Source organism: Nitrospira sp. BLG_1, assembly GCF_047338595.1.
Lineage (GTDB): Bacteria > Nitrospirota > Nitrospiria > Nitrospirales > Nitrospiraceae > Nitrospira_D.
Window position 1 is genome coordinate 16,257 of the sequence record NZ_JBLFBO010000022.1, and the last position, 26,598, is coordinate 42,854.

Consider the following 26,598-nt stretch of genomic DNA (forward strand, 5'->3'; position numbering starts at 1 on the left):
AATTGCAGGAGTGATGCCCTATGATATGGCTTGACGCGCTGAAGGAACATCGAGTTGGGTATGAGGATTACAAAGAGTATCTCACTCAACGCATTCACGAGGCTCAGTCAAATTTCATGAACGCGAAGGATTTCGAGACGGTGTTGAAGATCAAAGGCCGCGTCGAGGCACTTCAAGTCCTCCTCCTTGACGCCACAGCAGAAGAACGAGAGGAGCAGGCGATCCATGCCAGAGGGAACTGAAGAGACCACTACAACCGAATCGACGACCTCCACCACCCCTCCCCCGGTGAGCCGCGAGGAATTTACCGCCCTCCAGACCGGCATGCAGCAAGCCTTCGAGGGAATCAACGCCTCCCTTCAAGCCCTCGCAGCGGCCCGCAATACCCAAGTCGGCGCACCGCACACGACTCCCGCTGAACCCTCCCTCGAAGACATCGCTGCCGAATTTGAGCAGGGTAACACGAAAGCTGGCCTCGCCAAGGTCGTCGGACTCATCGGCTCCCGCGAGGAGAAGTGGAAACAGACTCTCCAGGCAACCCAGGACTCCAACACTCGCAGCCTCGCCGCAATGGCCCGTGAAATGGCAATGGGGTCTCGCAAGGCCGATGGCACCCCTCGCATGAAGCACTATGAGAAGTACAAGAAGGAAATCGAGGCCGCGTTGGCGAATGCTCACCCCGATGACCTCAAGAACCCCAATGCCTACTTCGCCGCCTACTCCTTCATCGTCGGCCAACACATGGACGAGATCGAGGAAGAGGCTCGCCGTGGAGCGGTTCGAGGGGATCGCGACCGAGACACCGGCGGAAGCACCGGCCAGACAAGCCGCACGACCGTCATTAAGGACGACACCCAGACAGCCAACGGCCTTTCCCAAGAAGAATTGACGATCCTCGAAAGCATGGGTCGCACCCCCGAGCAATATGCCAAGTCTTGGGGCTATAACTCTGTTGAGGAGCTTGTCAAGGCCCGCAAAGCTGAAGGAGTGAAAGCATGAGTGACGCAGTCAAATCTCGTCCATTCGTCAGACGCCCTGGCTCAGACGTGAAGTCCACCCAGCCCGGCCTCCCCCCCGCCGGTCATCAGCGCGATGAGGAATTGAAGCGTCGAGCGGATATCCTGGCCGAAGAAGGTGAAAAGCGGGCGAAGGTTGAGGGGGTCGAAGCGATCGATCCTAATTCCCTCACACTCGAATCCGAACTTGTCTCCCAGATGGACGAACTCTCCGTCACCAATCGCCAGCCTGGCTACGAATACTGCTGGGTCAACTTCGACTCCCCGAGCCACGCTCGCGGCTTGATGGTCAAGAACAAGCTCCGTGAGAAAGGCTGGGAGATCGTGTGCGGTGACATGCCTGAGGCGATCGAAGTCAAGGATGTCGCAGGTAATCGTCGAGTTGGTGATGTCATCCTCATGCGTATCCCGAAGCCTCTCTACGATGCTCATCTCCGCTTGGAGCGTGAGCGGGCCGCTCGCATGTCGGGAAGCTCCCACAGCACCCTTCAAGAACTCGGCGAAAAGTACCGTGGTCGTGGCGTCATCGTCCACACACCCGACAACATGGACCCCAATCTCCTCAAGACGATGGAATCCCGCGCCCGAGGCGCAATGGCAGCGAACCAAAAACTCGACCAATCGCTCCGCGACGGCAGGATTGACGGACTGTAAAGGAGGCTATCATGGCTGTCAGCACACTTCTCTCCAACGCAATCTCAATCCGGCCCAGCCAGCACTCGGGGATGGGGCATCGACTCATGCGCGGCCAGGAAGGCTCCTCGCAGGATTTCACGGTTGGAGCCCCCCTCATTCGCTCATCTGGATACCTTGTCGAAGCCTCGGCTGACCCTGTCGCCGACATCGTCGGAGTCGCAGCGGGGAACTCAACTGGCACGCAGGGTGCTGAATGCCTCTACTGGCCCGCGACTCCGGACTTCGTCTATGAGGCGACCCTGGAGGATCAGTCGAACGAGAACCATGCTCTCGTCATCACGAACATGTTCACCGACTACGCCCTCCAGGTGGACTCGTCCAACAACTGGTACGTGGACGAGAACGACACGACCAATACCTGTGTCTGCATCGTTGGCGTGAAGAATAACACCGACATTACAGCGGGCACCGTCCGATCCCGAGTCCTGTTCGTGTTCTTGGAAGATACGACCGTCTACAACACGTAGGTCTGAAGTCAACGAAGGAGGCATCCCATGTCTATGACACGCCAAGCGTTCAGTGCCCTTCTGGCACCGGACCTACGCAAAGTGTATCTCGAAACGGGGAAAGAATACCCCACCGAGTACACACAGGTTGTCAATGTCGAGGATATGAACTGGAACCCAGAGACCGACCGTCAAATGTCCGGTCTCGGCCCGATGGGGGAAAAACCCGAGGGCAGCCAGTTCAATCTCGACCAGCCCATCCTCGGCGGGACGAAAGCCTACACCGCCACTCCCTACGGTCTCGCGATCGAGATTACCTGGGAAATGTGGCGAGACGAGCTGTACGGCACGATGGCCGACATGGTCCGCGAGATGGCCCGCAGCTCCCGCAACCGGGAAGAGGTGGCAGGCTGGGACGCTCACAACAACGCCTTCTCGACCTCATTCGTCGGGTTCACAGCGGGTGAGTCCCTCTGCTCCACTGCCCACGTAAGCTTCGCGACCGGCACGAGCCAGGCGAATCGTCCCTCGACCGACATCGGATTCAGCGTCACCGCGATCCAGAACGCGCTCATCCGATTCCACAACCTCACCAACGAGCGCGGACTGCCTCAACTGATCCGCCCCACGATGGCGATCGTGAGCGCGACGAACGTCTTCATCGCCCGCGAGATCCTCGGCAGCTCCTCACGGCCCTACAGCGCGGACAACGAAATCAACGCGCTGGTGCAGGAGGATCTCCGTTGGATGGTCTCGCACTACAAGACGAACGCCAACCACTGGCACCTTCAGGCGAAGAAGGGCGAGCACGACATCAACTTCCGCTGGCGTGACCGTCCGATCTTCGACAACTTCGACAATCCCTGGACCAAGAACGCCGTGTTTACCTGCTACCAGCGCCACACTGTCAGCACCTTCGGGAGCTGGCGTGGGATCGACGGCAGCACTGGCTAGCCCACGAGGAAAGGAGCCCGAACATGAGTGGATCTCGTTCACCGTGGGTCTACCGGCACACGAAAGATGTGGGAGGGGTACATGTCCATCCCTACGATGGACTTCCCCTCGAAGTTCTTGGGCAGATCCTCCCCCGAGACGGCGAGCCGAGTACATCTGGGGCCGCTGGCGTCGTGGGGTACTTTAACCAGTTTTTCGGTTGGGAAGGTCCCACTGCCGAGGGTTCTGGCTCTGGCTGGGCGCTCTCCGGTGCTACTGGTACAGCAACGGTCGCGATCAACAACCTCCGTCACGGTGAGATCGTCCTGACTGCCGACGCGACTGCAAACTGCGATCCGACCCTGCAATACGGGAGCACGACTCTCGGGGCTCGATTCGTCTACCAAGTCGGTAAGCGAATTTGGTGCTTCACCCGCTGCAAGCTTTCCACGATCACATCGATGGAGTTTTTCTTCGGGCTTGGGACTCCCGACACCGAGCCGACCGTCACGAACACCCTTCCCGCCGACGGCATCTTCTTCGAGAAAGCCAACGCAGCGACGAATCTCGACTTCCATGCTCGGCAGGATGGGACCTCGACGGAGCGCACGCTGATGCTCCCGAGCGTCCTTGTCGATGATACCTATGTGATCATCGGGTTCGTGGTGGATAAGCTGGGGAACGTGATCCCCTACCACAATGGAACGGCGCTGGTAAGCAAGACGATTGCGGCGGGGGATGCGAATCTCCCCAACGCCGCTGCTGATGTGATGCAGTTCATCACCGGGTTCCGTGGCGCGTCCCAGACCGTGACCTATGACTGGATCATGTTCTTTCAGGAGGTCTAGTGCCCTCGACTTCAAAGAAGCAGCAACGCTTCATGGGTGCTGAACTGGCCCGCAAGCGAGCGGGGAAGAAAACGAAAACTGGCATGAGTGAGGACCAGCTTCGAGATTTCGCCCGCTCTCGCACGAAAAGGACCAAGACGACATGAAAATGATACCAGGCAAGGTTGCTATCCAGCTCGATCCCCCAGAGGAAAAGATTGGCTCGATCATCGTCCCTGAAAACGCGAGGGACAATTGCAGCTTGGGAACGGTCTACGCAGTCAGTGACGAGCCTTGGTGGGTGAACTTCACGCAGCGGATGCCGCTCGTCAAGGTTGGCGATCGTGTCGTCGTCGGTCGCTATGCCGGGATCGACCTCTCCTACAACGGCCTTGACCTCAAGATCCTCCAGCATGATGACATCATTGCGATCATCCCTCCAGACCTCGAAAACCCCTTAGGACCGTTGGCCCTGTCGGTCTCTGAGGACATCCATGCCGCATCGAGTTGAAGATGTCGCACGCGATGCCCTTGCCGCCTGTGATTGCTCCGCTGGGCATCTCCTTGCCTCACAGTGGGTAGTCGCCCGCTACCAGCAACTTGCCACACGAGTCCGTCTCCGTCACCTTCGTCGAGTCGGTGAGCTGAGGGTGCCTGGCCAAGTGACGGCTGGGCTCGCCAACTTTACCCTCGGCTCAGACCTCATCACTGGTGATGCGACAGCCCAAGCGGCCTGGACATCAGACATGATCGGGCGACACATTCGAGGGAAAGTCGTCTGGCACGAAATCGTCAATGTAACATCTGGAGTCCTCAAGATCGCCTCCCCCTACACGGAGTCTTCAGCCTCCGCCTCCTCCTACACGATCGTCCAGCAATGGATTCCCCTCGACCCCCTCGCCACATTCATCGGTCGTCAGTTCATCTACGCCGAGCGTCGAATCGCGTTTGACTTGAGGCAGCGAGAGGAACTCGATAAAGCCTACCCCTCCAGGCAGGCCGTCGGCCGTGGTCCTGACATCGTGGCGGAGGCTCCAGCCCTCCCAGACGGCACGCGGCGAGTGGAGATCTACCCCTACCAGCAGGACCCCCTCACACTCAAGTACATTTGGTGGCCGAACGTGGGGGAGATGCAGCCCCAAGACGCCCTCCCGCCACAGCTTCAGAAGTACGCGCTCAAGGAAGGTGTCCTCATCGATATCTACCGCTACAAGATGGCGCAGGCGGCTGACAAGGGTGAGATTGAAAAGGCCGCATTCTGGCGCAACGAGATGCGGACCCAGGAGACGAAATGGGAAGTCTACATCCGTGAGCTGATGCAGTCCGACAATCAATTCGACGATCTTACGTTCATTCTCGGCGTACCTGGGATTGGGATGAGTGATTCCGACATCCGCACGGCTCAAGATCAGGTTCTCTCCATGTGGCCCAGATAGGGGGTGATGAGATGTATAAGACCGGCATGAAGAAGATGTGTAAGGAAGGTATGAAGAAGGGAAAGAAGAAAGGCAAGTAATGTGGCAACCATCGGCAATCTGGTTGACATCCTCCTCGAACGGGTGCGAGATGCACAGGGCCAATTCCACGCTCGCTCCCTTGTTCGGGAGGTGTTCCTCAATTGCCAGTGGCAGATGTACCTCGCGCTCAAGCCTGAGCTAAGCACGACAACCCTCTCGACAGTTCCCGGCCAGAATCACTATCGCCTCACCACCAACAACCTCGGCCTCCGTGTCATGCACGTGCGGGATGGGGGGCGCGATCTGACGAAGCTCTCCGATTTCTCCCAGTTCACTCACCTCGACCGACTGTGGTGGGGGAAAGTCGGACCACGCCACGAGGCCTGGACACAATTGGGGCAGGATTATCTCCTCATCTACCCCACATCCTCCTCCTCCATCACGCTTGACATTGTGTATGTACCCATGTATGTTGGGTATGGGAGTGACAGTGACACGGTCTTCATCCCCCAGGAGTACCATGAGTCACTGCTGAGGCTGGCTGAAGGGATCATTCTCTTGCGGCAAAAGGACTTTGCGGCCTCTCAGCAGGCGATTAACCGATTCATCGAGGAAGCCCGCCCCGAATTCCTCGCCGAGCGCCTGCATGTGGTGCAGGATCAGCCGGAACCATTGGGGGCAAAATTAAAGGAGGGTTGAGATGCGAGCGTGGATCTTGATAGGAGTGGCAGTCCTGTTGGCTGGGTGCGGAACGAACAGCGCGATTGGGTATCCTGACGGAAGTGGGTCCTACGTGGTCATGCGGACCATCACAGACCCCTCGCCGTTCGCCGCGACTCAGCAACGGAATTTCATGGAGCGATGCCAGACGAAGACGGCGGATGGGTACACAAACTGCTCATTCATCGTGGCCCCGAATGACCGCCATACTTCGGCCCCGGGGTATATTGCGGGACCCTTACAGTATGCCCTCCCGAGCGCGGCGGGAGCCTATGCTGGGTATGCGATCGGGCAAGGGTTGAAAGGGAGCGGCGATACGGTGACGAACAACACCCAGTCCGGTGCTGGAGCCAGTGCCCAGAACCAGAACAGTCAGCAGCAACGTAACTTTAACAATAACGAGTCCTTCAACGGGAAGGGCTATCAATGGTAGAACCCCATGCCTGATGTCAGCGTCTTTGATGCTGTCACCGTCTCTGAGTCAGTCACCCCGAGGATGCACCTCGTCCTGCTGGTGGTGTCTGACTCGGTAGGCGTGGGGGAATTTGTCCAGCTCGATGCGTTCTCGATCAGTGAACTTCGTATCTTTTCCCTTGCCTCCAGCCTCTCGATCGGGGAGATCGACTCCCACACATTCGACACCTTCTTCGACGCGGTCATGCGAGACTTGGCCTGGACGACGGCGCTCATCGAGATCAGCACAGAATCCATCTCCTCCGGCCAAACGAGTGTGACCCTTCCCACACTCGCCATGAAAATCGTGGCGGTGTTCTTTGAGGATCGTCAATTGGACCCGATCTCGCTTCGATCCCTTGAGTCTTTCGACCCACAGTGGCGAGACCGTCGCGGAGAGCCGGTAGGGTATGTGACGGAGGGTGAGGGAACGAGGACCTACCGACTCTATCCAGTGCCGGACTATCCCGGCACCTTGACCCTCTTCCATACTCAGCTCCAGGTCGCTGTCCCACAGTGGCTTGAGCTACCGCTGGCCTATGAGATCCTTTCCCGAGAATTCTCCCGCGAGAGCAATCACCGAGACGATACAATGGCCCAGATGTGCGAGCAGATGTCTACGCTCCTTCTCTCCATGGTGCAATTGTGAAGAAGGTTACTTCCATCCCACAGATCAGGCGCGGGGGAAGCGAGACGATCTCGGTCGAGGAGATGAACGAACTCATTACGACGCTGAATGAGATCCTCCAAAGTCTGACGACTCCTCTTGTGGGGGAGGGCGAGACGGCGCAAGTGATTACTCCCGATGCGGCAGGATTCAAGGGAGTCCATACACTCGGGGCAGGAAGTCTCTTCCTCCTCTCCAGCGTGACCGCCCTCACCCTCGGGGGGTTCGCGGGCGGATTCGATGGTCGAGTCGCGACGATCCGCAACAACGGCGCACAGACCATTACGCTCAGGCATGAATTCACTGGCATCGAGGAGGAGAATCGTATCTCGCTTCGCACCGGCACAACCCTGACGATCACTGCCGGGTCGCAACTGGCATTGATCTATGATGGTAAGTCTCAACGCTGGGTACCCCTGGCGGTGGGACCATGATTGCTGTCGCTGTGTGGTACTTCATTGCCGTCGTGGCGAGCACGGATCAATCCGTGATGCTCGGCCCCTACGATACGAAGGAGATCTGCGAGGAGATCCGTCGATACGTCATGACCGAATATGTTGTCTCAGTTGGTCCCTGTGTGAGAATTCATACCATGAAGGCGCATCAATGAGAATCTCCTGGCACGACTTCAGCAAGGGCCTCTGGGTCCTCGGCGGGAAAGAGCAGACGATGCAGGGGTTCGTGCGTCGTTCAGTAGGGATGCACTCCGTTCGCCAGCCGTCGCTCCGGTCGCGCAATGGGAGTCAGCGGGCCAACGTGAATGCCCCAAACCCCGTCAATGCCATCCAGATCGGGGTCGATGGAACGGGGTTTCCAATCATCTCCACCTCGACGACGATGTATTACGGCAATTCGATCGTGACATCGAGTCTCACTGAGGATCGCCCCATCACGATTGTGGCCCCTGTCGAGAATGGTGGCACAGACTGGGTCTTCATCTCTTCCAGTGGAGTCAAGGGGAAGTTTCGTACCGGCACCCCCACGACTGTCCATGAATGGGGTATCGCGGCCCCTAGTACAGCTCCCACCGCAGCCGACAACGGTGCAGGAGCAATGGCGGCGGGGACGTACCAATATCGCGTCACCTTCGGGAGTTCCTTGACCGGGTCAGAGAGCAATCCCTCCAGCGCGGCCTCCGTCACGATCGGAGCCAGTCGGCAGGTGCAGTTGACGAGCATCCCGGTGTCCACCGACGCACAGGTGGATCGCCGACATATCTATCGTACCTCGGCAGGAGGATCGCTCTTTTTCCTCCTCACGACAATCAGCGATAACTCCACGACGACATACAACGACAACACGGTCGATGCGAACCTGAACACGGACCTCCTGTTCTTTGATAATGTCAAGCCGGATGCAGGCTACAACTTCCCCTGGTGGAGTCCCTCCCTCCAACGCATGTTCTGGTGCCAGGATGGCTCCAGCTCGGGGTCTCAGGAGAGGATCTACTATAGCCCCCCCGGACGGCCTGAGAGTGTGCAGGGGTTCATGCGGACAGGCTCTCCCGGCTCCGGCATCATTGCGGGGGTTGAGTGGAACGAACGTAACTGGGCATTTGGGGGAGATGGCATCTACCGAATCGATGGAACAACTGAGCCGTTCGTCGCAACCAAGATCAGTGCCACGCAGGGGATCGTTCCGGGGAATAGTTGGGTCATTGCTGTCACGCCATCGGGGATCGTCTATTACGCCACAGATCGCACGCTTCGTATCTTCGATGGGCAACGTACGATACCGATTGGATGGGATCAGTTTGAGGGTCTCACGAGGCTCTCGCCGACGACGGAGCTGGACTTTATCTTCTCCCCCACCTCTATCGCCTATGGCCGAGACGAGATTTTCTTGGCGAACACCTCGCGCACGCTGGCGTATCACACCATGGCCCAGACGTGGCGGGAGCTAGGGGTAGGGTGCTCCACGATTACCATGTCGAACCCGAATGATAACCTCTATGCGAGCTTCAATGGGGACGCGCAGAGCCTAGAGCTACAGGGCCTCACAACGGATACGGGGGCAGGCATCTCCATCGACTGGGAACTTGGGGGGAACCTCCAGGACATCTCCCAACATGCCGTACTCCAGCGAATCTATCTGGACATCGATACATCAAATATCCAGCTTCAGGTTGAGTGTCTCATCGATGGCTCTAGCGCCCAAGAAGTGACGATCTCTACCCCCTCCCGACAAATGGTTGAATTCAACGTCGGCCAAACCTGTCGAGTATTCTCCGTCCGTATTCGGGGGGATGCGAACGATACGGTTGAGTTATTCGGTGTTGAGGCGGATGTCTATATCCCAGGGAGCCAACCAAGCGCGGGAAGAGGATGACAATGGAGCTGGAGGGGCTTACAATAGAGGATCAAGGAGCACACCATGGGACTCTTCGATAAGCTGACCAAAGGCGCAGGAGACCTCTTTGGGTCCATCTTTGGCATTCGACCCGCCAAGGAAACGAACCCATTTGCTGGGCAGGCGGCTGGAATGGCCGACCAGTTCGTCCAGATGGGCATGCCTGTCCAGCGGGAGATCAATCAACAGCTCACGGAAGCCCTTCGCACTGGCGGCATCCAGGCCCAGATGCCGATGATCACCCGTATGATGGACAACATGCGGCTCTCCAGCGGGAAGGCGATGCGAGCAACCACGATGGGGCTTCAGGGACGGCGACTACTCGGTACTCCCTTTGGAGAATCCATCCTTGCCAACCAGCGGATGGAGAGCGAGAACGCAATCGGGCAGATTGGCCCCCAGATGGCTCAGTGGTTCATTCAGCAGTTCGGCGGGAACCCCATGGGTCAAATGCAGATGGGAGCGAACGCAGCAGTAGGGGCCGCTGGGGCGCAGGCTCCGGTGATGTCCAGTCAGAATCAAGCCTATGCCAGCCTCCTTGGAGACTTTATGAAGCTCGCAATGGGTGCCGCGAAAGCTGGTGGAGGAGCTACAGCGGGGCAGACAGGAGGCTGATAGTGAAATACCTTATCTCAATCCTTATGCTTTCCCTTACCGGATGCGCTGGGGCTGGAAGTGCTACTCACAATCGAGACGACTTCTCATACCAATCCGGCCCCCACATCTACGGCCACATCTCCGGCTACCAGTACGGGAACCACGTCCAGTTCTACGATGGTCAAATCGGCTATGTGAACGGAGATAACCTCTACCGAAGCGACGGCACGATCCACTACCGCAACCAGGGAAATCTCTACTAATGCTTCCCGCCATTCTCGCGATGCTTGGGCTTGCCGGGGCATCAGCCAAACAAGGCTATGATGAGCGCAAGGCTGAGCAAGCTGAATTTAAGCTCAAGCAGGAAAAGCAGCAGCAAGCGATCCAGATGGAGAATCAGAAGTACTTCACAGAGCTGTTCAAGGGCGACCTCGACCCCGACTCCGCGATGATGCTGGGGCAAAGTGCGGTGAAGCGCGGGATGGACCCCAACCTCGTCGCCCCGATGGTGGGCCAATCGACGCAGCGGTGGTCTGAACAGCAGGAGTGGAAGAATCTTATCAGGGGCTATCTCCAGTCGCAGGGGGCAATGCCTGGAGGCGCACCAGGGGTCGCTCCCTCACCCACGACATCCACGATGGCGACGCCCTCCCCGGTGACACCAAGCGAGGGGCCTCCCACCATTCCCATCGACACAGCGGCGATGTACCGCCGCATGCACGGGATCGACGACCGGATCACAGAGCTTCGGGAAGGCTACCGCGATGTCGAGGTGGAGAACTTCCAGACTCCTATCGGGGCTCCCCCTGAAGGCTCCCCTATCGACCCCCTGATGCACGAGCAGTCGATGATGATGGGGGAGCTAGAGAGCCAGCGAGCGAGGTTTGGTGGGGCGGAACAGCCAACGACCCCCCTCTCACAAACCACCCCCCAAATGCCCCCCGCGCAGCCCTCCGTGGCCCCACAGACGACTTCGGCTGTGACCCCTACCCCTCAGCCGCAGGACCTCACGATCCCCCGCCCCAGGGCCGGGATGAAACCCTCCATAAGCCTCTCCGAGTCAGGGGCTAGCGTCACCTTGACCCCCACCGGCCCCCTCGGAGGGAAGGAGATCACCGCCGACCTCATCTCCCAAGCTCGCGCCCAGAACATGCCGGTATACAAAATCAACGCCGCCCTGGACGCCGAGAACGCCCGACGCCGAATGACTGGCGAGCCCCCACTCGAACCGGACCGCCAGGCCCTCGAACAATACGAGGATCTCCGCTTCGAGACAGTCCGTAAGCAGATCGAGGACGACCTTCGCAGCCGCATGGACGCCGGTTCCGCCTTCGTCGCCGCCACCCAAGCTGCCTACGACCAAACCGGCCACCTCCCCCAACGCTGGCAGAGTGTCATTCAACCCAAGGAGGGTGATCTTGCTGCATCCGCCTATACGAAAGCTGTGGCTCAGGCAAGTGAAGCACTCCCGAAAGTTTTGGCGACGGCGGGCGAGGCGAAGACGCCGACTGCCATGAGAGGGGCGATTCCCCCTGGGTTCCTCTCCCGCGCGATTGACCAGACTCCACACCTTCGCCCGGAGGACTCCATCAGGGCCAAGCACGTCGCGGCCGAGACACTCACGCAGCGCATCATGCCTCAACTGCAGCAGGCGTTCCCAGGTCGCACCCAAGCCCAATACGCCGCCCTCGCCATGCAACTCGGGGCCTACGCCGTCGATGGCGAAGTCCCCCGCGAGTGGCACGACGCGGTCATGGGACAGCCCCAAGCTTTCGGGTTCAGCCCTGCTCAGGCCGAAATGATCCAGGCCCTCGGGATTAGCCCCTTCGACCCCGACGCAGGCGGGCGAGCCCAGGATGCGATCACGCAGCAGGCGTTCCAGCGACAGTTCCAAGAGAAGGCCCTCGGCACGGCTCAGGACATTCAGGCCGTCGAGGAAACCGCCCAACGTCTTCAGCCGGGTGTGGCGACTCCACCGAAGGCCCCCGTCAAGTCCCCCGCCGAGATCCAGGCCGGGCAGGAATCTCGCGCCCTCACCCAGAAGGGGAAGGTTGAAACGCAGCACAAGGAGATCGAGCACCAATTCTCCAAAGCCCCCACAGGAGCCGTTGAGAAGATCCAACCCGTCGATGACCTCTACGTCACCGGCCTCTCGATCTTGAAGCATGCCACCACGAAGGGGAAGGACGGCCAGTCTCTCCTCGACAAGTACGGGGACCAGCCCGCGTTCTATTTCGCGACCAAACAAGCCTTCCAGAAGCAGTTTGGGGCCGTGCCCGCCGACGTCGCCAAGTACATCGCCCTCCTCGGCAAGATCTTCAATGTCGAGAAAAAGACATTCGCAGGCACCGCAACCTCACTCAACGAACGGAGTGACTTGCTGACGTTCATGCCGGACCCCAAGGAAAACCTCCGCACGGCCCTGCAAAAGGTCCAGACCCTCATCTCCGCAGCCGGGACGGAGCTGGAGCGAGACCTGGGATTCCTCGAAAAGAACTACCCCAAGTCTGACTTCTCCTCGTTTGGCTATCGAAAGATCCAGAAGGCTCGCCAGGCGCAGAAGGAAGCCCAAGGGAAGGAGAAGCCCTGATGGCTGACCCAGAACTCAGCACGCTCGACGATCTCCTTTCTGGAGGCATTCCTGACGAAACGGTGGACCTTGGTGGGGCACCGACGAGCACCAAAACCTTCGCCGACCTCCCAGAGAAGCTCGCCTTTGTCGGGGGGCTCGCTGGGGCTCAGCCTGGCCGTATCGCTGGAGCCGTCCTCGGCACCCCCGCCGGTGGACCTGTCGGCACCGTCGCTGGGAGCCAAGCTGGAGCCGGTGTGGGGGCCGCAATCGGGGCCACCGGGGGCTACTTCCTCGGGCAGTCCTTTCAAGACCTTGCCAACGATGTCCCAGTGAGCCTCGATCGCATTGCCCAGAACCTCACCGAAGCCGCCAAGTCCGGGCTTATCCAAGGGTCCGCCGAGATGGCACTTCCCGCAGCCGGGCAGATCATTACTGGCCTTGGTGGGAAAAAGGTCATCGAGAAAGGTGTGGGTTGGATGGCCGGGAAGATGGGCCAATACATCCTCCCCCAGCATGGCTCCGTCGTCCAGATGACCGAAAAGGCGGCCCAGAAGGGGGGCTCTACCCTTACCGCCGGGCAGATGATCGAGCCAGGCAGCGAGGAATCCCACCGCATGCTCAAACTGTTCGAGAACCTCAGCTACAATGCCTGGTTCGGCGGCCCCCTCAAAAAGACCTACCAGACGAACGAAGTGGCGATCCAATCCGCCTTCGATCAGTTCGTGGCCCAGATGGAGAAGCTTGCCCCCAAGGACGCGGAGGCGACTTTCCGGGGCGTCATCGACGGTCGCGTGATGGATTACATGATGCGCCCCGCAAAGGTGATGTTCGATGACATCCGAAAGCGAGCCCCAGGGGGCCAGGTCGAACTCACTCCCCTATTCAAACAGCTTCGGGACCCGAACAGTGCCCTCGGGAATCTCGTGGTGAACAATCTCACGAAGATCCGCGACAGCATGCCGGACCCAGCCGGTGTCCAGGCCATCGACAAGATCATCAGCCTCCTCCAAACCCCCAAGGGTGCCCAAGTCGGGTTCGCGATGCCGAGGCTCACACTCGATCAAGCCATCCACCTCAAGACCGAGCTGAACAACATCGCCAAGCGACCTTCACTGGGAGGCTCCCCCGAAGGCCAGGTCCTCATCGGGGCCGCTGAACGCATGTCCAAACAGATCGACGACAAGGTCATGGAGTCACTCAAACGTCAACAGACCCTCTCCAGCGACACCACGCTCGTCAGAGACTACGAACGCGCCCAGAAGTTCTACGCCGCCGCGACCGAAAAGTACCGCAACGAATTTGTGAAAAAGACGCTCGACACGATCGAAAAGAAGCCCGGCTCCCTCGCTCGCCTCCTCATGCCCAACAACATCGCCTCAGAGTCCGAGCACCTCAACCTCATCAGATCGATCAAGGCCGCCTATGGCCCCCGCTGGAACCTCGAAATGCGCCCCCTGCTCGTCAGCTCACTGGGCCGTCGTGCATTCGATGAAGTCAACCAAACCTTCTCCCCAAGAAAACTCGTGGGGGAATTGGACAAGTACGGCACGACACTGCTTGATGAGATGCTAGGCAAGAATTCCGCAAAGGAAATGGTCGATTTCGCGAAGGTGATGGAGCATGCGGGGACTCGACCCAAGGGTCAAGGCTCCGTCGCGATTCAGCTTCTCTCGGCTGGAGCCGCTGCGGGTGTTGCTGGTGGGGCTGGCTATGCCCTCACCGGAGACTTCGAAAAGGCAGCCGGATCTGCCGGAGGCGGAGCCGCCACCATCCTCCTCGGCCCCAAACTCCTCGGGGAAATCCTCGGCAACCCCCGCTGGCTCAAGGCAATGAAAGAGGGCGTCTTTCAGATGCAGAGGACCGGCAAACCCCCCGCCTTCCTCTCCTCCATGCTCAGGCAAGCCTCAGCCCTCGCCGCGAAACCCTCCCTCGAAGAGTCCCTCGCGATCGAGCCGGATCTCCCCAAGAAACTCGCCACGTTCGGCCAGTTCGCACGAGGGACTGAGCCGACACTTCAATCAGAATCTCGCCCTGGCACAGCCCCACGCGCCGAGTAGCGCAACGACGACATCAACAATCCACTCCATCACACCACCTCCGAGATCAGGAGACAAATCAGCACACCCATGATCATCCCCAAAATAAAGTCCATCCCCCTACTCCTCCTCTCCCCCAATCCACTCATACCACCGTCTCGGCTTCGTCGCACCGGGGAGCTGCTCAGTGTGAGCCTTGATCTCCTCTCCCTCAATCAACGTCGTGAGGGCCTTATCGAGTCGCTCCGCATTCAGTCCACGGCTTGAGACGATCCGCATCAGGTCAGACCGCATGATCTGCTTATAGCGGCTGATGACCTCTGCGAGTCGATCAACATCCTTAGACTGCGTCGAGGCATTTGCCATCCTGATCGTCCCCGGCATCTCAGCCGCGAGGTTGTCCCAAATATGGATCGCCTCTTGGAGATGATTCAGCTCGATCAACGGCTCATGCCCGAACACATTCCCCTCCGAATCAAATGTCCCTTGCCAACTGGCAATCGCGAGGAGCAGCGAGAGCTTGTAGACCATCTCATCGGCTCTATTGAATGCGGGCTCCATGACACTTTCCTGGGGCTCAGGTCGGCCCATGTACCACTCGTCGTGATACCTCCGCGCCTCATCGGAGAGCGTATACCCCCCCTCCAGCCAGAGGAGACTCTCCACCCGACGCCGGATCTCCTCCCGCACCTCATCATAGTCGTCTGGGTAGATGATCTGCGGACACCGCTGGCGGTAGTTTCGCCTGCCCCGAACCGAACAGACTCTCGCAAAAAACCCTCCCTCGATCGACGTCTTGGGGATGCATTCGAGTAGCCATTCATCCGTCGTCCCAGCTAGCCAATTCGGGCAGATATTCGACAGCTCCACGAATCCGTTCACTCGTGTCCCCTCCATCATGGGGGCAGGGGACGGTACGAAAAGGGCGGTCATCAGCTTCACCAGCTCATGTGCGAGGGCGGGAGTATTGAGACTATTCGCCAGCTCCTCCGTGACAAAGTAGAACTTGGATCGAGTCGATTTCCTTACTCGCGTCACCTTGTCCATCTTTGCCCCGAGCACGAGGTACTCCAGAATATTCTGCTTCGTACTCATGCCGGAGTAGCAACTGAGCAGCTTGTCCACCATCGACTCATCTCGGCGATTCGCAACATAGTGAGCCTTCACCGCCCCGAGCGCTTCCACAACGAGCTTATGAGCGGTTGAGATCGCCTTCTCCTTACCACTCCCCGACGGGCCGATCAGGAACACGTATAGATTCGGGTAGACCCGATTCACCGCATTCGTCTGCACCCATACCCGATCCCCCACACATGCCGAGATCATGGAGAGGCAGGCCCAGAAATGAAACTGCATCGGGACTTCAGAGGTGCCAATATGATACAGATAGAGATCCAACAGGTCGCGAGGTTGTTCATCGGGCACTGAGTACCTCCATCATCTAAATGACCCTCTCGCATCCGACTCATTATCGAATAGCCGACGACCAAAATAGGTCATGCGTTCGATATCAAAATACTGAGAAAAGTTTAGATTATTCGAGGCAAATCGCTCACAAGCATCACGGAACGTCGCACCCTCTGAGAACCCAAGGGAGACAGCACAGCCCCCGTCGTTGACCCAGATTTCATAGTCCATGCAACACTTCCCTCATGGCAGACTCAAACGTCTTCCTGTCCGGCATGCGTTTCCATTCCACACTCGCCTTCCACGACAGCCCCATCTTCACCTCACAGGGCATGGAGAAATCGACGCCGCAGTACCGCCGAGGGGCCTCCAATGAGTTCACAAGGAACAACGTCGCCTCAAATGCCACCTCTGGCTCCAGCGACATAAACAGCGAGTCATGACAGTGAACATTGAGTAACCCTAAGTTTCCATGCGCGAGGTGCCTCGACATCGGGATGAGCCCTCGCTGGTTCATGAGGATACCCACCTCAGACTGCGGATGGTAGCTATACCCCCTCCGATACGTGTCATCATTCAACCGATCATACGTGAAGTACAGCCGATGCCCCCAAGAATTCTCCAGCATCCGATAATCGTTGATCTGCCGACGAATCCAGGGGAAGTAGGCCCCCGACAACTCCGGCACTCGGCGATGGTACGTATCGATCATCTTCTGACACTCCTGTTCCGTTCGCACGTATCCATCCTTCAGCAACTCCTCACTGAACTTCTTCCCATGCAAGTCCCGCTGCGCGCCGTGGACGGTTTTCTTCCCTAAGTACCGCTCTGACTTCGTGATCTCCTCTTGGGGCTTCCCGAAGATAAGCGCGGCATTCTCTGTGTGCTGATCGAATTCGTCAGGGCGGAGTCGAGCAGAGCGTAAGTACTTCTCATTTCTCGTGAGGTGGTAGATAAGCAAGTAAACAATTCTTGCCTCTGCTTGGCTGAGATCCACCTCGACACCGATTCGTCCCTCATCAGCGAGAAACATATCTCTTGCATCTCGGTCCACATTTTGGGCATTCGATCCAGTTCCGTTCGGAGACGCTTTAGATTGGAGACGACCCGCTTCGGTGTTGAGTCCATAACTACTCCTGAATCGCCCATCCCCATCGACCCTGGAGGGCTGGTAGAATTTTGAGAGGGTATCCACACGTCGATGTTCGAGGATCAACTCCCCGGGGGCCTTGAGGATCTCGGGGTGCTTCAGCATCAGTGTCCGGACTGCGACCTCGTCCACCGTGACCGTCTTCACCCCTGGCTTCCGCTTGCGAACCTGCTCGGGCAGCTTCAGATCCTCATAGAACCACTTCTTGAGCTTGGCCGTCGAGATGGATTTCTTCGCATAGAGATCATGCCCGACGAGCACTTTCAACTCCCCTCGAATCCCCTCCACCCGCGCACGCAGTTTCGTGTACTGCTCCCCTCGTACTTGCTCATTGACCCTCACCCCATGCCGCATGATTCGCATGAGGGGATCGAAATTGTCCCAATAGTGTGTGAGGTAAAAATCGAGCCCATTCACTGGCCCCTCGTTCGTCTCGCGTTCCTGATCGAGGAGAGCCTGGTAGTAGGATGCCTGCAACTCCCGCCCCACACACACGTCGATTCCATTGTACGTATGAAATGTCGCCGTGTCGGACGTGAACAATCCCTTCCCGGTCTTATCCCTCGCCATTGACTTCCAGTACGGTTGCCGAGTATGGAGCGAGGCACAGTCATCAAGCCCATGTGGTCCGCTTGGGTCCAGCGCGTGGCTCATATACATCGTATCCCAGTAGGCATGCTTCAGTTCGATCTGCTGATCTTCCCATAGCCAGTAGGCTTCGTGGAACCAGTTATGCGCCGCCTTCTCAGTAGGCCCCTCGCAGAGTATACGGATCGCCTCCCAGGCCCGCTTGAGCAAATCGTCATCCTTCCAATAGGCCCTCGTCGTCGGAATGGTGAGCGAGAACTCAGGATGATAACTGAACCCCACACACACGATCGGCCATGGCCCACCCTTCTTCACTGGGGGGTTCTCAATATCCACCGCAACCACCGAACCCTCTGGAAGTCCCTGAACCTCCCCCACGAACTTCTCCACCTCCTCGACCGTCGGTGAGATGACATGGGTTCGCCTAGGCAAGTACAGCTCCCGAAACCTCACCTCATCCGCAATCCGCTCCCAATCCCTCCGACAAATCCCCTCTAATTCAGGCTGACGAAATGTACTCGCCGGATGAGGAGTCGGCAGGCACTTAATCTCACGACCTCGTCGGTCTCGATACGACAAAATGGAGCCACGCCAGGAAAGTATACCTGGACGGACTGCTCGTCCATCGCGACTGTGCCAGGGGACCTTCCCCTTGCCAGTGAGGGCGTAGAGCGCGTAGTTCCCCATCGGGACCACCAGCCACGGATCTTCGAGCCGAGCCATGCGTACATGTAGATCCTCCATCCATTCTTCCCACGTCCCGCGATCCCAGGCCGAGGCGTCATTTCCCGGCGGGCGGAACTCGCAAACATTTTCGATGCGGATGTCTCGTCGATCGAGCCCCACAGCACGGAGCCAGCTCTCCCAAATCTTCCCGCTGGGGCCGACGAGGGGCTCCCCATACTGCTCCTCCCACTTGCCGGGAGCCTCAGCTACCACGACGAGCCGGGCGTCAAATGGACCTTTCCCCTGGACGTGGCCGCTCATTTCAGCGCCTCCTGAGCACCAGCCACCCACAGCCGAATGAGTTTCCTCGACTCGGATCTCGGGATCAACTCCAGCTCCGCCTCAATCTTGAGGAGAATCTTCCTTACCTGCTCACATCGAACTTCCCACGGTGCGGAGGTGCCTTTCCCATTCTCTCGTGTCATACCCCCTCCCCCCTTCGGGGGCCAGCCGAAGCCAGCCCCCATCGCAGCACGATGACTTCTACCGCCCCAGCCTAGGCGCAACCCGCGTGGGTGGGGTCGCGGCCCTCGGAGCCCCCATCGTCGGAGGTGTCGGTCTCGACATCGGGCTCGGCCCAGCCTTCGGCGCACCCGCTGCCCCATTCGACTTCGGGGCCTCGTTCGTCACGCCGACCTCAGCCGTCCCAGGAGCCATCCACCTCGCCACCCGGGCATTCATCAGCTCGGGATTGTTCGTGGAAGGCTTGTGCTCCACCTTGGCAAGCACTACCTTCCCGACGCACACGGCGAAGACCTGATCGAGATCGACGCCCTCTTCCCCGTTCCCGATCGACACCCCCGCCGCCGCACAGAGCTTCTTGAACCGCCCTGCCCTGGCCGCAAACGTGGCGTCGCTCTCACAGTTCGGGTCCGGGGTCGCTCGCCCAGCCACCACCGCCTTGTCGTTCTCCCGAATCCCGATGAAGAATCCCTCACGGTGCTCCAGTCCCTCAGCCTCCTTCGGCTCAGCCACCGTGAAGGTTGCCTCGATCCCATACACCTCCTCGCCTTCCTTCCCAAGCATGACCTCTTGCATGCTCTCGACGCGAAGTGCCAGCACCCCCGTCGGCAACTGTTCGAACGGGTCCTTAATCACTGCCGGTAAAATCCTACCCATCTCAAACCTCCTTGGAATATGGTGAGGCTACATCTCCATCGACGCAGCCCCACCGGAAAAAGGAGCCCCCCACCCCTTCCCCCAGACCGTAGACCCCGCACATTCGAGGTATGCCACGGAGGGCAGAGGGCTCCACGCTGTTACGCTTTCTTGGATTTCCTTTGTGTATACCCCGCCCAGATCCCCTCAAACGTCGGTTCGCATGGGTTGGAGGCCTTCGCAACAATACTCGTCGCGGCCCACAGTCCATCGTGCCGAGTTTGGGCCTTGTGTATATGCCCCGACGACCCGCGTGTGACGTAGAGTCGGTAAATCTCCGAGAACCCGGCAGGAAGATTTTTCTGGAGCTTCCCGATCGTGAGAAGTCCCCTCACTGCCTCCCCACCAAAGTCCTCTTTATCGCTGGACTCAGAGGTGTGAAATATCGCCACGGTGTTTGTGCCCCACCACATCATCCCAGACATGAGCAGGCGCTCCACATCCATCTTCGCAATGTTGAACGGCTGGCGGCCATCCCATCCGCTCCCAGGCTTAAAGATCTGTGAGGGGTCTGTAGCAGGGAACCCGAGGCGACTCTGCGCCCGACGAACTCCAGCGTACTGATAGAACGTCATCGAGTCTGCCACGACTGTAGACCAATTCTGAGCCTCATCCTCGAATCCAGCTAGCCGACTCTCGATCTGGTCCATTGCACGAGGGACATAAGGATCTGGGTCCATGTAGTACTCCACCCGGACGATCTCCTCGCCGTGCTCGTTTAGTACTGAGTCGGCCTTGATCCCAAGCTGAGCGTAGTACTCCTCCTCCAGCCTTACCACGTCTGTCCCTTGCTCTAGATAGGGCGACATCTTATCAGGAGGATCGAATGCCAGAACGAGCATCGGCTTTCCTGGCACCTTCGGCCATGTCGCCGCCATCGTCGATTTCCCTGTCCCCGAATCTCCATAGATCGCCGAGTGGGTAATTGGGATAGGTACGGTAGGATCGAATACAGGCTTCTCCCCAGTCACCGTCCCCGCATCTCCCACCGATTTCACCGCCAATGCTTGCGCTGCCCCACTCCTCACAATCGCCTTCGCCATCTCTCCCTCCTATGCCTGCAATGGATTCCACCACTCCTCGACCAAGTTCGCCTCGATCATATGCGGCTGTCTCCCAAGGTCGCACACTCCCTCCGCATACTCGCACCCTCGACAGGACCCGTTGAACATTCCCTCCTGCGAGAGACGCTGCACGTCCTCGATCGAGTCCGCCTCCTCAAACACCGCTCGCATCTTCGTCGCAGCCTGCACGGCCTCTTGATGCCACTCCTCAATCATCCTCCCAGGGCGCTCATAGAGCCCGAGCACCTCCCACTTCGCATGCAACTCCCCACACTCCGCGTACTTCTTCCCATGCGTCTTACACCGCCTCGATGGGTCGCTCGGGATCTTCCCAAACTCAATGGCATTGACGAAGACACCCAGCACACGCTCCTGTATGCATTGCCTCGCCGCCCAGAGATACGTTGTCAACTGTGCCGCGAGCTTCCATTGCGCTGTCCACCACGAATTGATGCTCCCTGTCGTCTTCGTCTCCACCACCACAAACCCATTATTGTACTGCGGAAGCAAGTCAATTTTCCCGATGAGGTGAATCCCCTCAGCTAGCTCCAACTCAAACGGCACCTCGACGTACTCCGGCACGACCGTCCAGGGTAGATTCGCGTACTTCCCCCCACCCTTCCGCTCGTGGGCCTCAAACCACCGTCGCATGATGATGCTGACATTCTGGTGAGCTAGCCGATCGTCGCCCGCCACATTCTGAGTCGCCCACGCCTTGTATACCTCGTCGAATGCTGCTCTCCCGGCCTTGGCATCCCCATCGGATCGAAAGTACGCCTCCAGTGCCGCATGCCCTGCTGTCCCCGCCAGCAACGCCGCCTTCTCTCCCTTCGTCGTCAGCCCCCGCGCATACCTTAGCCATGCCTGTGTCGAGCATGACATCCACGCCCGAAGCGCGCTGGCATCCACGCGAAAGATGCCGTCTGACCCCAATCCCACTCCACCCCAATGCGTCGGCCTCATAAACCCTCCAGGTTAGCCGTAACGATAGCCTCATCACACTCTAGCTTAATCAGACCCTTCGCGACGACCTCATTCAACATCGCCTCGACCGTTACCCTTTTCCCCGTCCGCTTCCTCCGCATCGCCGCGAGCACACACACGCGAGCGTGGAGATCCTTCCTGAACGTCCTCGATTGATAAATCATCGTCTCGAACTTCGCCACCTTCGCCTTCTTCATTTCACAAAACTCCTCTCAGCCAACCTCGACACATACTGCTGGGGGACGAACAGCTTCACGGTGCGATACTGGGGTTGCTCATCATCGAATCCACAGTATCCACAATTCACACATCGACATCCACTCCGGCGCTGCACGATATCGGACCCCTTCGCGTCCTCGAATAGCTCCCCCACCAACAAACCCCCGCACCGTGGACAGCGTTCCATCGTGGCCTCCTTAGCGTATGGGTTGTGAGAATGGTGCCCTTCTCCGTTTTGCCCATTGATCCGCTTGCTCCCTCAGCAGTCTCGACTCAGGCATGAGATGAATCAAATGCTCCCGATGGTAGGCTGGCATCCGGTCGATCTCATACAGGATTCGAGCCATGCCCTCGATGATGTCATATTCGTCACTCATCGCCATCCCTCCGTCGCACAGCAGACCGCCTCATCCTCGCATTCCTCCCGCCTCGCCATCGCTGCACACGACTCGCAGAGCCAATACCCAATCGACTCGACCCATCGCAAGTCCCTGAACCATTCCCCACACAAACTGCACATGCCCCACCTCCACTTTCTCCATCCTCTCATGCTAGATGGAAGTTGTCAAGGGCCGCTCACCCTCCAGGCCGTTCACTCATCTGCCCTGTTCATGATTCATGAACCGCGTGCGCCCGACCCATGCGCGGCCCGGGTTAGGACATAGAGGTCCCGCACCGTTGGCACCATCCATTTGCGTAGTTGTGTCCGCGAGAACAGTCATCTCCGTTGTACAGCATTTCCACACCACCTCCTCTCGGGGCGTTGATGAATTTCTCGTGAATATACCGCTGAGCATCTTCCAATCGCGCCCACTCCTGACAATGGTATGAGCAGTACGGGCAGTACCGTGCATAGTTGATTTGTCCTAGTCGGCCTCTGGGCACTTTCTTGCAACGTTTACAACGCGGTATGAGATCAAGTTTCATATACGCTCCACGTTGGGGAAGGCAGGCCGGAATTGCACCGGCTGGCATAGGCTTGTGCTGCTCGCGGTCTTGTGTGCTTCATCGGTTGCAGTTGCCGATGAAAGACGGAATCCCCACCGTCTAGCTTGTTTGGCTATTACACTTTTCAGTGTCATGCCAGTTGCCACCTGGAATTACCTAGAGTGCCTATCCCCCTAGGTCGCCGCTGAACCGCTTCCACAACTACCTGCGTGTCACTGTCCACGCCGCTGCCTTCCGTTGTTGCTAAGTAGCAATCTGCTCCGCAACCCATTCCCGCATCCGCTGCCATCTCTGTTCAGGTGTCTCCTGCCAGTCATCATTGACAAACATAATTTCCGCCGCCATCGCCTCGGCGATACCAAATATACTCGCCACAGTCACCCGATCGTATGGATCAACCTCATCCATCGTGAGACCTCGTGCACGTCCGAGACACCCCAGCGTGCACACATCCCCATCATGCTCTAACTCACCACGTATGAGGCGCTTTTGTGGCATTGCATCCAAGGCAGTGAGTACTTCGCGCAAAAACGCTTGTCCCCTTTTGCCGCGAATCGCTGAAGCAACCGCCCCACGCCATCGAATAAGATCCCATCCGTCGCAATCATCAGAATACCCAGATCGAGACATTCCTCACCTCCCAAAGAGCACGTCGGTATCCAGCCTTGGCGGGGACCGTTTTGGGGCTCAAACGATGAACAATTCCGCTGGCCCTCCGACGTGCGTGACTCATCATTCCCGCCCCTCCGTCGTCACCAACGCCTCACACAACGCCGCCGCAATGGAGGGGGGATCGGTACACGGCCACGATTGCACGAGATGGACGTCAAAATCCCCAAATCGGTAGAGGCGTACAACCAGGCCATATGCACTACATCCCTCCAGTGCCCACCTGTACCCCCTCCGCTCAATCTCCGGCGCGACTTCGGAGAGGGCGAGGGCGACATCGGTTGTATAGCGTGGTGTCTCTGGCCTATATCCATGCGGAGATTCAAACTCTTGCTCTTTCAATCCAATCCACCCCAACCATTTCGCAATCTGCTCGTTGGTCACGTCACGCATGGCGGGCCTCCCAGGTGGGGCAGTTGGTACCACTACTGAGCGTTACCGGACACCCGCCAGCATCGTGCCAAGTATCTGGCAGTTGTGCCTTAAGGTCTTCCGGTGGATACCACTCACAACATGATATAGAGCCAGAATATGCTAGGTACTTGCACGTCCCACATCGCTTGTCCATCACCCCTCCTTGAGCGCCTGCTTGGCCATGATTTGCTTATTGATTGCGAGCAGTTCTTCATGTGTCATATCGGTGTCCCTCACCACTGCTCCAATGGAGAGCTTGCCCGCATGAATCCACTTGACGATCGCCTCGCGCAGCCGGTCGCGCTCTTCACAGAGTAGATCTATCCTCCGTTGAAGTGCGCACTGATCAACGAGCAGGGATTTCCGCATTGCAACTTCCGCCTCCAACTCTTTAACCCTCTGCTCCAGGGCACGATGGGAGGCAATGATCATCTTTAAGCCCTCTTCCCCGATTTCCTGCTTCCGGCCGTTGAGTACATAGTACTCCATAGCGTCAACTGAGGACTTAGACCAAATCTTACTCATGTGGCTCCTCCTCACACTGGCAGCGTGAGAACAATACAGTAGGCACTTCCAGATACGGTGGATACAGGTGCATATCTGTCGGGTACCCGATGTGCACCCACGGCTGGCGCGGCATACGCGGATCATCACATGTGGGCAAATGACACGGACAATCACACGACTGCTTCATCGCATGGCTCCTCCGGGGGTGGGATGGGACCGGCCCACTCGCCGCGTACCTCATACAAACGATTGCAGTACTCTTCGATACCATAGACAACTAAACCGTATCCATCCTGGATAAGCGAGACGACACGTGGCACAGTTGTCATATCTCGATACCAATACCACCCTGGCACGGTCGGTCGCTCGCGGGTCCAGACTAGCCGATCCATTGTGTGTGCAGCCTCCTTTCCATCATCTCCTTGATCTGCTCAATGCTCTCGTCAATCTTCGCCCACTGCTCCTGGACCGCTGGCGGCCACTCATATTGTGCAGGGCCATCCCCTGAAAGGATTATCCGAGGCAGAGTCGAGTTCATAATCCGCAGCTTCAAATCGATAAGCGGATGGATCGCGGCCAGGAATTCCCCTCTACGGTCCATCATCCGTTGTTTCTCATACTGCTCGCGGGTCCAGGTCAGGTTAGGCATGATCTTTCTCCCTGCGCTCGTCTCGTTCTTCGAGCAGTCTCTGACGATAACCTTTGTCAAATCCACCCTGGTAAGCTTCTTCTTGTAGATGTGTCAGAAGTTTGACGACCGCCTCGTGCTCACTTGGCAGCATCGCTCCAAGCGCAGCGCCAGGGAATGAAAGCAGCGCGAAACGCGCTATACCTGCGAGATCACGCTTCATCATGAGAACTTGCCTCCTTGCAACCGTCACACAGTTTCAGTTTCGGATGTTGGCCTGCCTCAATCCCAACTATCCACGCGCTGATGGTGCTCTGGGACCAATTCCTCGGTAACTACATGCTGTCGGTGAACGATTTCGCGCCGGCCTGAGTTGATGCAATGCTTAACCACGTCATAGGAAATGCGTCCAAATCTGTTCCGGCTAACCTTCACGACCTCCGCTTGAAACGGATCTGCCCCTGGCGGTAGCAACGGATAGACGGTAATCGTATCTCCTACATCCGCATAACATCGCTTCCACGACAGCAGACCATCGGATGGGATGCTGAGTTTTGGAGGGATATTAGGCATAGTATTTCTCCCACACGCGATCAAAGTAACTCGCCTGCCTCTCCGTCCAATTTCCCTGCCAATTCCTCAGCGCCTCGACAAACTCCCCATCGTAGTCGCTCAGATCCTCGCGGGAGAGGAGGAGCCTCAAGGCATCTCGATCCTCGCGTGTTGGCCTCATGATAGTCCCTCCACCAATTTTCTGCCTTGCTCCGTCAAGGTCGTATATCCATTGCGACACACGGCGAGACCTTGCCGGATCAATTCATATTTCGTGCGCTTGGAAATGACATCACCGTCCCAGACAGGCTGATGCTTGTAGATATTCCACAATTCTTCAGCCAGTCCGCTGACAGGTCGCTCACTCATCCCGCGCCTCCTCCCACCCGCGTGCTTCGATGTCACGAGCCAGTTCCATTACATCCTCTCCATAATTACACCACGCGCAGCTAGGATCTCTCAGACCTCTAGAACTGTAGCCTTCGTGGCAGTGACAAGTACCCACCACACTCTCCGCCCGCTCCCTCAGCTCGTCGGGGGTCATGGCTGGACCGTCCATGAATCACCATCGTTATACGTTCCGCTCTCTACATCACAGAAGAATTCTTCTGTTACTCCGCGCCTCATAACAGCCAGTTTGACGTAGGCCTCGGCGTTTTGTGGCGTCAGATTACGAGCCATCACTCGAACATTATTCGTTCGCACGTTGACCGCCACTACATCCATCATCTCTTCTCCCTCCTCACCTGTTTGAGCGCCAGCCGTTCGAGGCGGGCGAGACGGGCCATATCCTTACGGCGATCTAAATCCTGCCA

Annotated in this window: 40 protein-coding genes; 19 read left to right on the top strand and 21 right to left on the bottom strand. The window is 58.1% G+C overall.

Features of this window, described 5'->3' with window-relative positions; all coding sequences use genetic code 11:
• The first annotated feature begins 20 nt into the window (after nt 1-20).
• The 19 genes from ACMTNU_RS14360 to ACMTNU_RS14450 all read left to right on the top strand — a co-directional run bounded on the left by ACMTNU_RS14360 (nt 21) and on the right by ACMTNU_RS14450 (nt 14,790).
• Nucleotides 21-242, top strand: coding sequence for a hypothetical protein (locus ACMTNU_RS14360; RefSeq protein WP_413935952.1), 222 nt, complete (start codon nt 21-23; stop codon nt 240-242).
• Nucleotides 226-999 carry a hypothetical protein gene (locus ACMTNU_RS14365; protein ID WP_413935953.1) on the top strand — a complete coding sequence of 258 codons (774 nt, stop codon included), beginning with the start codon at nt 226-228 and terminating at the stop codon, nt 997-999. The genes ACMTNU_RS14360 and ACMTNU_RS14365 overlap by 17 nt, the downstream gene beginning before the upstream one ends.
• The gene (locus tag ACMTNU_RS14370; protein WP_413935954.1) at nt 996-1,670 is read left to right on the top strand and encodes a hypothetical protein; all 675 of its coding nucleotides are present in this window, start codon (nt 996-998) and stop codon (nt 1,668-1,670) included. The genes ACMTNU_RS14365 and ACMTNU_RS14370 overlap by 4 nt, the downstream gene beginning before the upstream one ends.
• 11 nt (nt 1,671-1,681) lie before the next feature.
• Nucleotides 1,682-2,179: a hypothetical protein gene (locus ACMTNU_RS14375; RefSeq protein WP_413935955.1), complete on the top strand. Its 498-nt coding sequence runs from the start codon at nt 1,682-1,684 to the stop codon at nt 2,177-2,179.
• A gap of 27 nt (nt 2,180-2,206) precedes the next feature.
• Complete coding sequence (locus tag ACMTNU_RS14380) at nt 2,207-3,112, top strand: hypothetical protein (protein WP_413935956.1); 906 nt, start codon at nt 2,207-2,209, stop codon at nt 3,110-3,112.
• Nucleotides 3,113-3,135: 23 nt separating this feature from the next.
• Complete coding sequence (locus ACMTNU_RS14385) at nt 3,136-3,939, top strand: hypothetical protein (RefSeq protein WP_413935957.1); 804 nt, start codon at nt 3,136-3,138, stop codon at nt 3,937-3,939.
• Nucleotides 3,939-4,085, top strand: coding sequence for a hypothetical protein (locus ACMTNU_RS14390; protein WP_413935958.1), 147 nt, complete (start codon nt 3,939-3,941; stop codon nt 4,083-4,085). Before ACMTNU_RS14385 ends, ACMTNU_RS14390 begins: the two co-directional genes overlap by 1 nt.
• Complete coding sequence (locus ACMTNU_RS14395; protein WP_413935959.1) at nt 4,082-4,429, top strand: co-chaperone GroES; 348 nt, start codon at nt 4,082-4,084, stop codon at nt 4,427-4,429. The genes ACMTNU_RS14390 and ACMTNU_RS14395 overlap by 4 nt, the downstream gene beginning before the upstream one ends.
• The gene (locus tag ACMTNU_RS14400) at nt 4,413-5,354 is read left to right on the top strand and encodes a hypothetical protein (protein WP_413935960.1); all 942 of its coding nucleotides are present in this window, start codon (nt 4,413-4,415) and stop codon (nt 5,352-5,354) included. The genes ACMTNU_RS14395 and ACMTNU_RS14400 overlap by 17 nt, the downstream gene beginning before the upstream one ends.
• Before the next feature lie 81 nt (nt 5,355-5,435).
• Complete coding sequence (locus ACMTNU_RS14405) at nt 5,436-6,074, top strand: hypothetical protein (RefSeq protein WP_413935962.1); 639 nt, start codon at nt 5,436-5,438, stop codon at nt 6,072-6,074.
• A gap of 1 nt (nt 6,075) precedes the next feature.
• Nucleotides 6,076-6,528, top strand: a complete 453-nt coding sequence (locus ACMTNU_RS14410) for a hypothetical protein (protein WP_413935963.1) — start codon at nt 6,076-6,078, stop codon at nt 6,526-6,528.
• A gap of 6 nt (nt 6,529-6,534) precedes the next feature.
• Complete coding sequence (locus ACMTNU_RS14415; protein ID WP_413935964.1) at nt 6,535-7,197, top strand: hypothetical protein; 663 nt, start codon at nt 6,535-6,537, stop codon at nt 7,195-7,197.
• On the top strand, nt 7,194-7,649 hold the full coding sequence (locus ACMTNU_RS14420) for a hypothetical protein (protein ID WP_413935965.1): 456 nt from the start codon (nt 7,194-7,196) through the stop codon (nt 7,647-7,649). The genes ACMTNU_RS14415 and ACMTNU_RS14420 overlap by 4 nt, the downstream gene beginning before the upstream one ends.
• Complete coding sequence (locus ACMTNU_RS14425) at nt 7,646-7,825, top strand: hypothetical protein (RefSeq protein WP_413935966.1); 180 nt, start codon at nt 7,646-7,648, stop codon at nt 7,823-7,825. Before ACMTNU_RS14420 ends, ACMTNU_RS14425 begins: the two co-directional genes overlap by 4 nt.
• Nucleotides 7,822-9,543 carry a hypothetical protein gene (locus ACMTNU_RS14430; protein WP_413935967.1) on the top strand — a complete coding sequence of 574 codons (1,722 nt, stop codon included), beginning with the start codon at nt 7,822-7,824 and terminating at the stop codon, nt 9,541-9,543. The genes ACMTNU_RS14425 and ACMTNU_RS14430 overlap by 4 nt, the downstream gene beginning before the upstream one ends.
• Before the next feature lie 45 nt (nt 9,544-9,588).
• On the top strand, nt 9,589-10,179 hold the full coding sequence (locus tag ACMTNU_RS14435; RefSeq protein ID WP_413935968.1) for a hypothetical protein: 591 nt from the start codon (nt 9,589-9,591) through the stop codon (nt 10,177-10,179).
• Nucleotides 10,180-10,181: 2 nt separating this feature from the next.
• A complete protein-coding gene (locus tag ACMTNU_RS14440; protein ID WP_413935969.1) occupies nt 10,182-10,424 on the top strand; it encodes a hypothetical protein in 243 nt (80 codons plus the stop codon).
• Nucleotides 10,424-12,751 (top strand): hypothetical protein, encoded by a 2,328-nt coding sequence (locus ACMTNU_RS14445; RefSeq protein ID WP_413935970.1) that lies wholly within the window; start codon nt 10,424-10,426, stop codon nt 12,749-12,751. The genes ACMTNU_RS14440 and ACMTNU_RS14445 overlap by 1 nt, the downstream gene beginning before the upstream one ends.
• Entirely contained in the window at nt 12,751-14,790 is a 2,040-nt protein-coding gene (locus tag ACMTNU_RS14450; protein ID WP_413935971.1) for a hypothetical protein, read from the top strand. Before ACMTNU_RS14445 ends, ACMTNU_RS14450 begins: the two co-directional genes overlap by 1 nt.
• A 99-nt stretch (nt 14,791-14,889) precedes the next feature.
• Here the strand turns inward: ACMTNU_RS14450 and ACMTNU_RS14455 are convergent, their stop codons facing one another.
• The 21 genes from ACMTNU_RS14455 to ACMTNU_RS14555 form a co-directional block, all read right to left on the bottom strand.
• Nucleotides 14,890-16,194 carry a DUF3987 domain-containing protein gene (locus ACMTNU_RS14455; protein WP_413935972.1) on the bottom strand — a complete coding sequence of 435 codons (1,305 nt, stop codon included), beginning with the start codon at nt 16,192-16,194 and terminating at the stop codon, nt 14,890-14,892.
• A gap of 12 nt (nt 16,195-16,206) precedes the next feature.
• Nucleotides 16,207-16,407, bottom strand: coding sequence for a hypothetical protein (locus ACMTNU_RS14460; RefSeq protein WP_413935973.1), 201 nt, complete (start codon nt 16,405-16,407; stop codon nt 16,207-16,209).
• Nucleotides 16,397-18,901 (bottom strand): DNA polymerase, encoded by a 2,505-nt coding sequence (locus ACMTNU_RS14465; protein ID WP_413935974.1) that lies wholly within the window; start codon nt 18,899-18,901, stop codon nt 16,397-16,399. Before ACMTNU_RS14465 ends, ACMTNU_RS14460 begins: the two co-directional genes overlap by 11 nt.
• Entirely contained in the window at nt 18,898-19,065 is a 168-nt protein-coding gene (locus tag ACMTNU_RS14470) for a hypothetical protein (protein ID WP_413935975.1), read from the bottom strand. Before ACMTNU_RS14470 ends, ACMTNU_RS14465 begins: the two co-directional genes overlap by 4 nt.
• Before the next feature lie 58 nt (nt 19,066-19,123).
• A complete protein-coding gene (locus tag ACMTNU_RS14475) occupies nt 19,124-19,759 on the bottom strand; it encodes a hypothetical protein (RefSeq protein WP_413935976.1) in 636 nt (211 codons plus the stop codon).
• 140 nt (nt 19,760-19,899) lie between these two features.
• The gene (locus ACMTNU_RS14480; protein WP_413935977.1) at nt 19,900-20,841 is read right to left on the bottom strand and encodes a hypothetical protein; all 942 of its coding nucleotides are present in this window, start codon (nt 20,839-20,841) and stop codon (nt 19,900-19,902) included.
• 9 nt (nt 20,842-20,850) lie between these two features.
• Nucleotides 20,851-21,825, bottom strand: a complete 975-nt coding sequence (locus ACMTNU_RS14485) for a PD-(D/E)XK nuclease family protein (protein ID WP_413935978.1) — start codon at nt 21,823-21,825, stop codon at nt 20,851-20,853.
• Entirely contained in the window at nt 21,822-22,043 is a 222-nt protein-coding gene (locus ACMTNU_RS14490) for a hypothetical protein (RefSeq protein ID WP_413935980.1), read from the bottom strand. Before ACMTNU_RS14490 ends, ACMTNU_RS14485 begins: the two co-directional genes overlap by 4 nt.
• Nucleotides 22,040-22,252: a hypothetical protein gene (locus ACMTNU_RS14495; protein WP_413935981.1), complete on the bottom strand. Its 213-nt coding sequence runs from the start codon at nt 22,250-22,252 to the stop codon at nt 22,040-22,042. Before ACMTNU_RS14495 ends, ACMTNU_RS14490 begins: the two co-directional genes overlap by 4 nt.
• A gap of 10 nt (nt 22,253-22,262) precedes the next feature.
• On the bottom strand, nt 22,263-22,442 hold the full coding sequence (locus tag ACMTNU_RS14500; RefSeq protein ID WP_413935982.1) for a hypothetical protein: 180 nt from the start codon (nt 22,440-22,442) through the stop codon (nt 22,263-22,265).
• Between the two features lie 30 nt (nt 22,443-22,472).
• Nucleotides 22,473-22,607: a hypothetical protein gene (locus ACMTNU_RS14505; RefSeq protein WP_413935983.1), complete on the bottom strand. Its 135-nt coding sequence runs from the start codon at nt 22,605-22,607 to the stop codon at nt 22,473-22,475.
• A gap of 649 nt (nt 22,608-23,256) precedes the next feature.
• Nucleotides 23,257-23,643, bottom strand: a complete 387-nt coding sequence (locus ACMTNU_RS14510; protein ID WP_413935984.1) for a hypothetical protein — start codon at nt 23,641-23,643, stop codon at nt 23,257-23,259.
• Nucleotides 23,644-23,745: 102 nt separating this feature from the next.
• A complete protein-coding gene (locus ACMTNU_RS14515) occupies nt 23,746-24,075 on the bottom strand; it encodes a hypothetical protein (protein ID WP_413935985.1) in 330 nt (109 codons plus the stop codon).
• A 174-nt stretch (nt 24,076-24,249) separates the two neighbouring features.
• Nucleotides 24,250-24,621: a hypothetical protein gene (locus ACMTNU_RS14520; RefSeq protein WP_413935986.1), complete on the bottom strand. Its 372-nt coding sequence runs from the start codon at nt 24,619-24,621 to the stop codon at nt 24,250-24,252.
• Nucleotides 24,622-24,773: 152 nt separating this feature from the next.
• Nucleotides 24,774-24,995 carry a hypothetical protein gene (locus ACMTNU_RS14525; RefSeq protein ID WP_413935987.1) on the bottom strand — a complete coding sequence of 74 codons (222 nt, stop codon included), beginning with the start codon at nt 24,993-24,995 and terminating at the stop codon, nt 24,774-24,776.
• Nucleotides 24,983-25,252, bottom strand: a complete 270-nt coding sequence (locus ACMTNU_RS14530) for a hypothetical protein (RefSeq protein WP_413935988.1) — start codon at nt 25,250-25,252, stop codon at nt 24,983-24,985. Before ACMTNU_RS14530 ends, ACMTNU_RS14525 begins: the two co-directional genes overlap by 13 nt.
• A complete protein-coding gene (locus ACMTNU_RS14535) occupies nt 25,245-25,457 on the bottom strand; it encodes a hypothetical protein (protein ID WP_413935989.1) in 213 nt (70 codons plus the stop codon). Before ACMTNU_RS14535 ends, ACMTNU_RS14530 begins: the two co-directional genes overlap by 8 nt.
• A 56-nt stretch (nt 25,458-25,513) precedes the next feature.
• Nucleotides 25,514-25,804 (bottom strand): hypothetical protein, encoded by a 291-nt coding sequence (locus ACMTNU_RS14540; protein WP_413935990.1) that lies wholly within the window; start codon nt 25,802-25,804, stop codon nt 25,514-25,516.
• Nucleotides 25,797-25,964 (bottom strand): hypothetical protein, encoded by a 168-nt coding sequence (locus ACMTNU_RS14545; protein ID WP_413935992.1) that lies wholly within the window; start codon nt 25,962-25,964, stop codon nt 25,797-25,799. The genes ACMTNU_RS14540 and ACMTNU_RS14545 overlap by 8 nt, the downstream gene beginning before the upstream one ends.
• Nucleotides 25,961-26,152 (bottom strand): hypothetical protein, encoded by a 192-nt coding sequence (locus tag ACMTNU_RS14550; protein WP_413935993.1) that lies wholly within the window; start codon nt 26,150-26,152, stop codon nt 25,961-25,963. The genes ACMTNU_RS14545 and ACMTNU_RS14550 overlap by 4 nt, the downstream gene beginning before the upstream one ends.
• Before the next feature lie 171 nt (nt 26,153-26,323).
• Nucleotides 26,324-26,512, bottom strand: coding sequence for a hypothetical protein (locus tag ACMTNU_RS14555; RefSeq protein ID WP_413935994.1), 189 nt, complete (start codon nt 26,510-26,512; stop codon nt 26,324-26,326).
• Between the last annotated feature and the right edge of the window lie 86 nt (nt 26,513-26,598).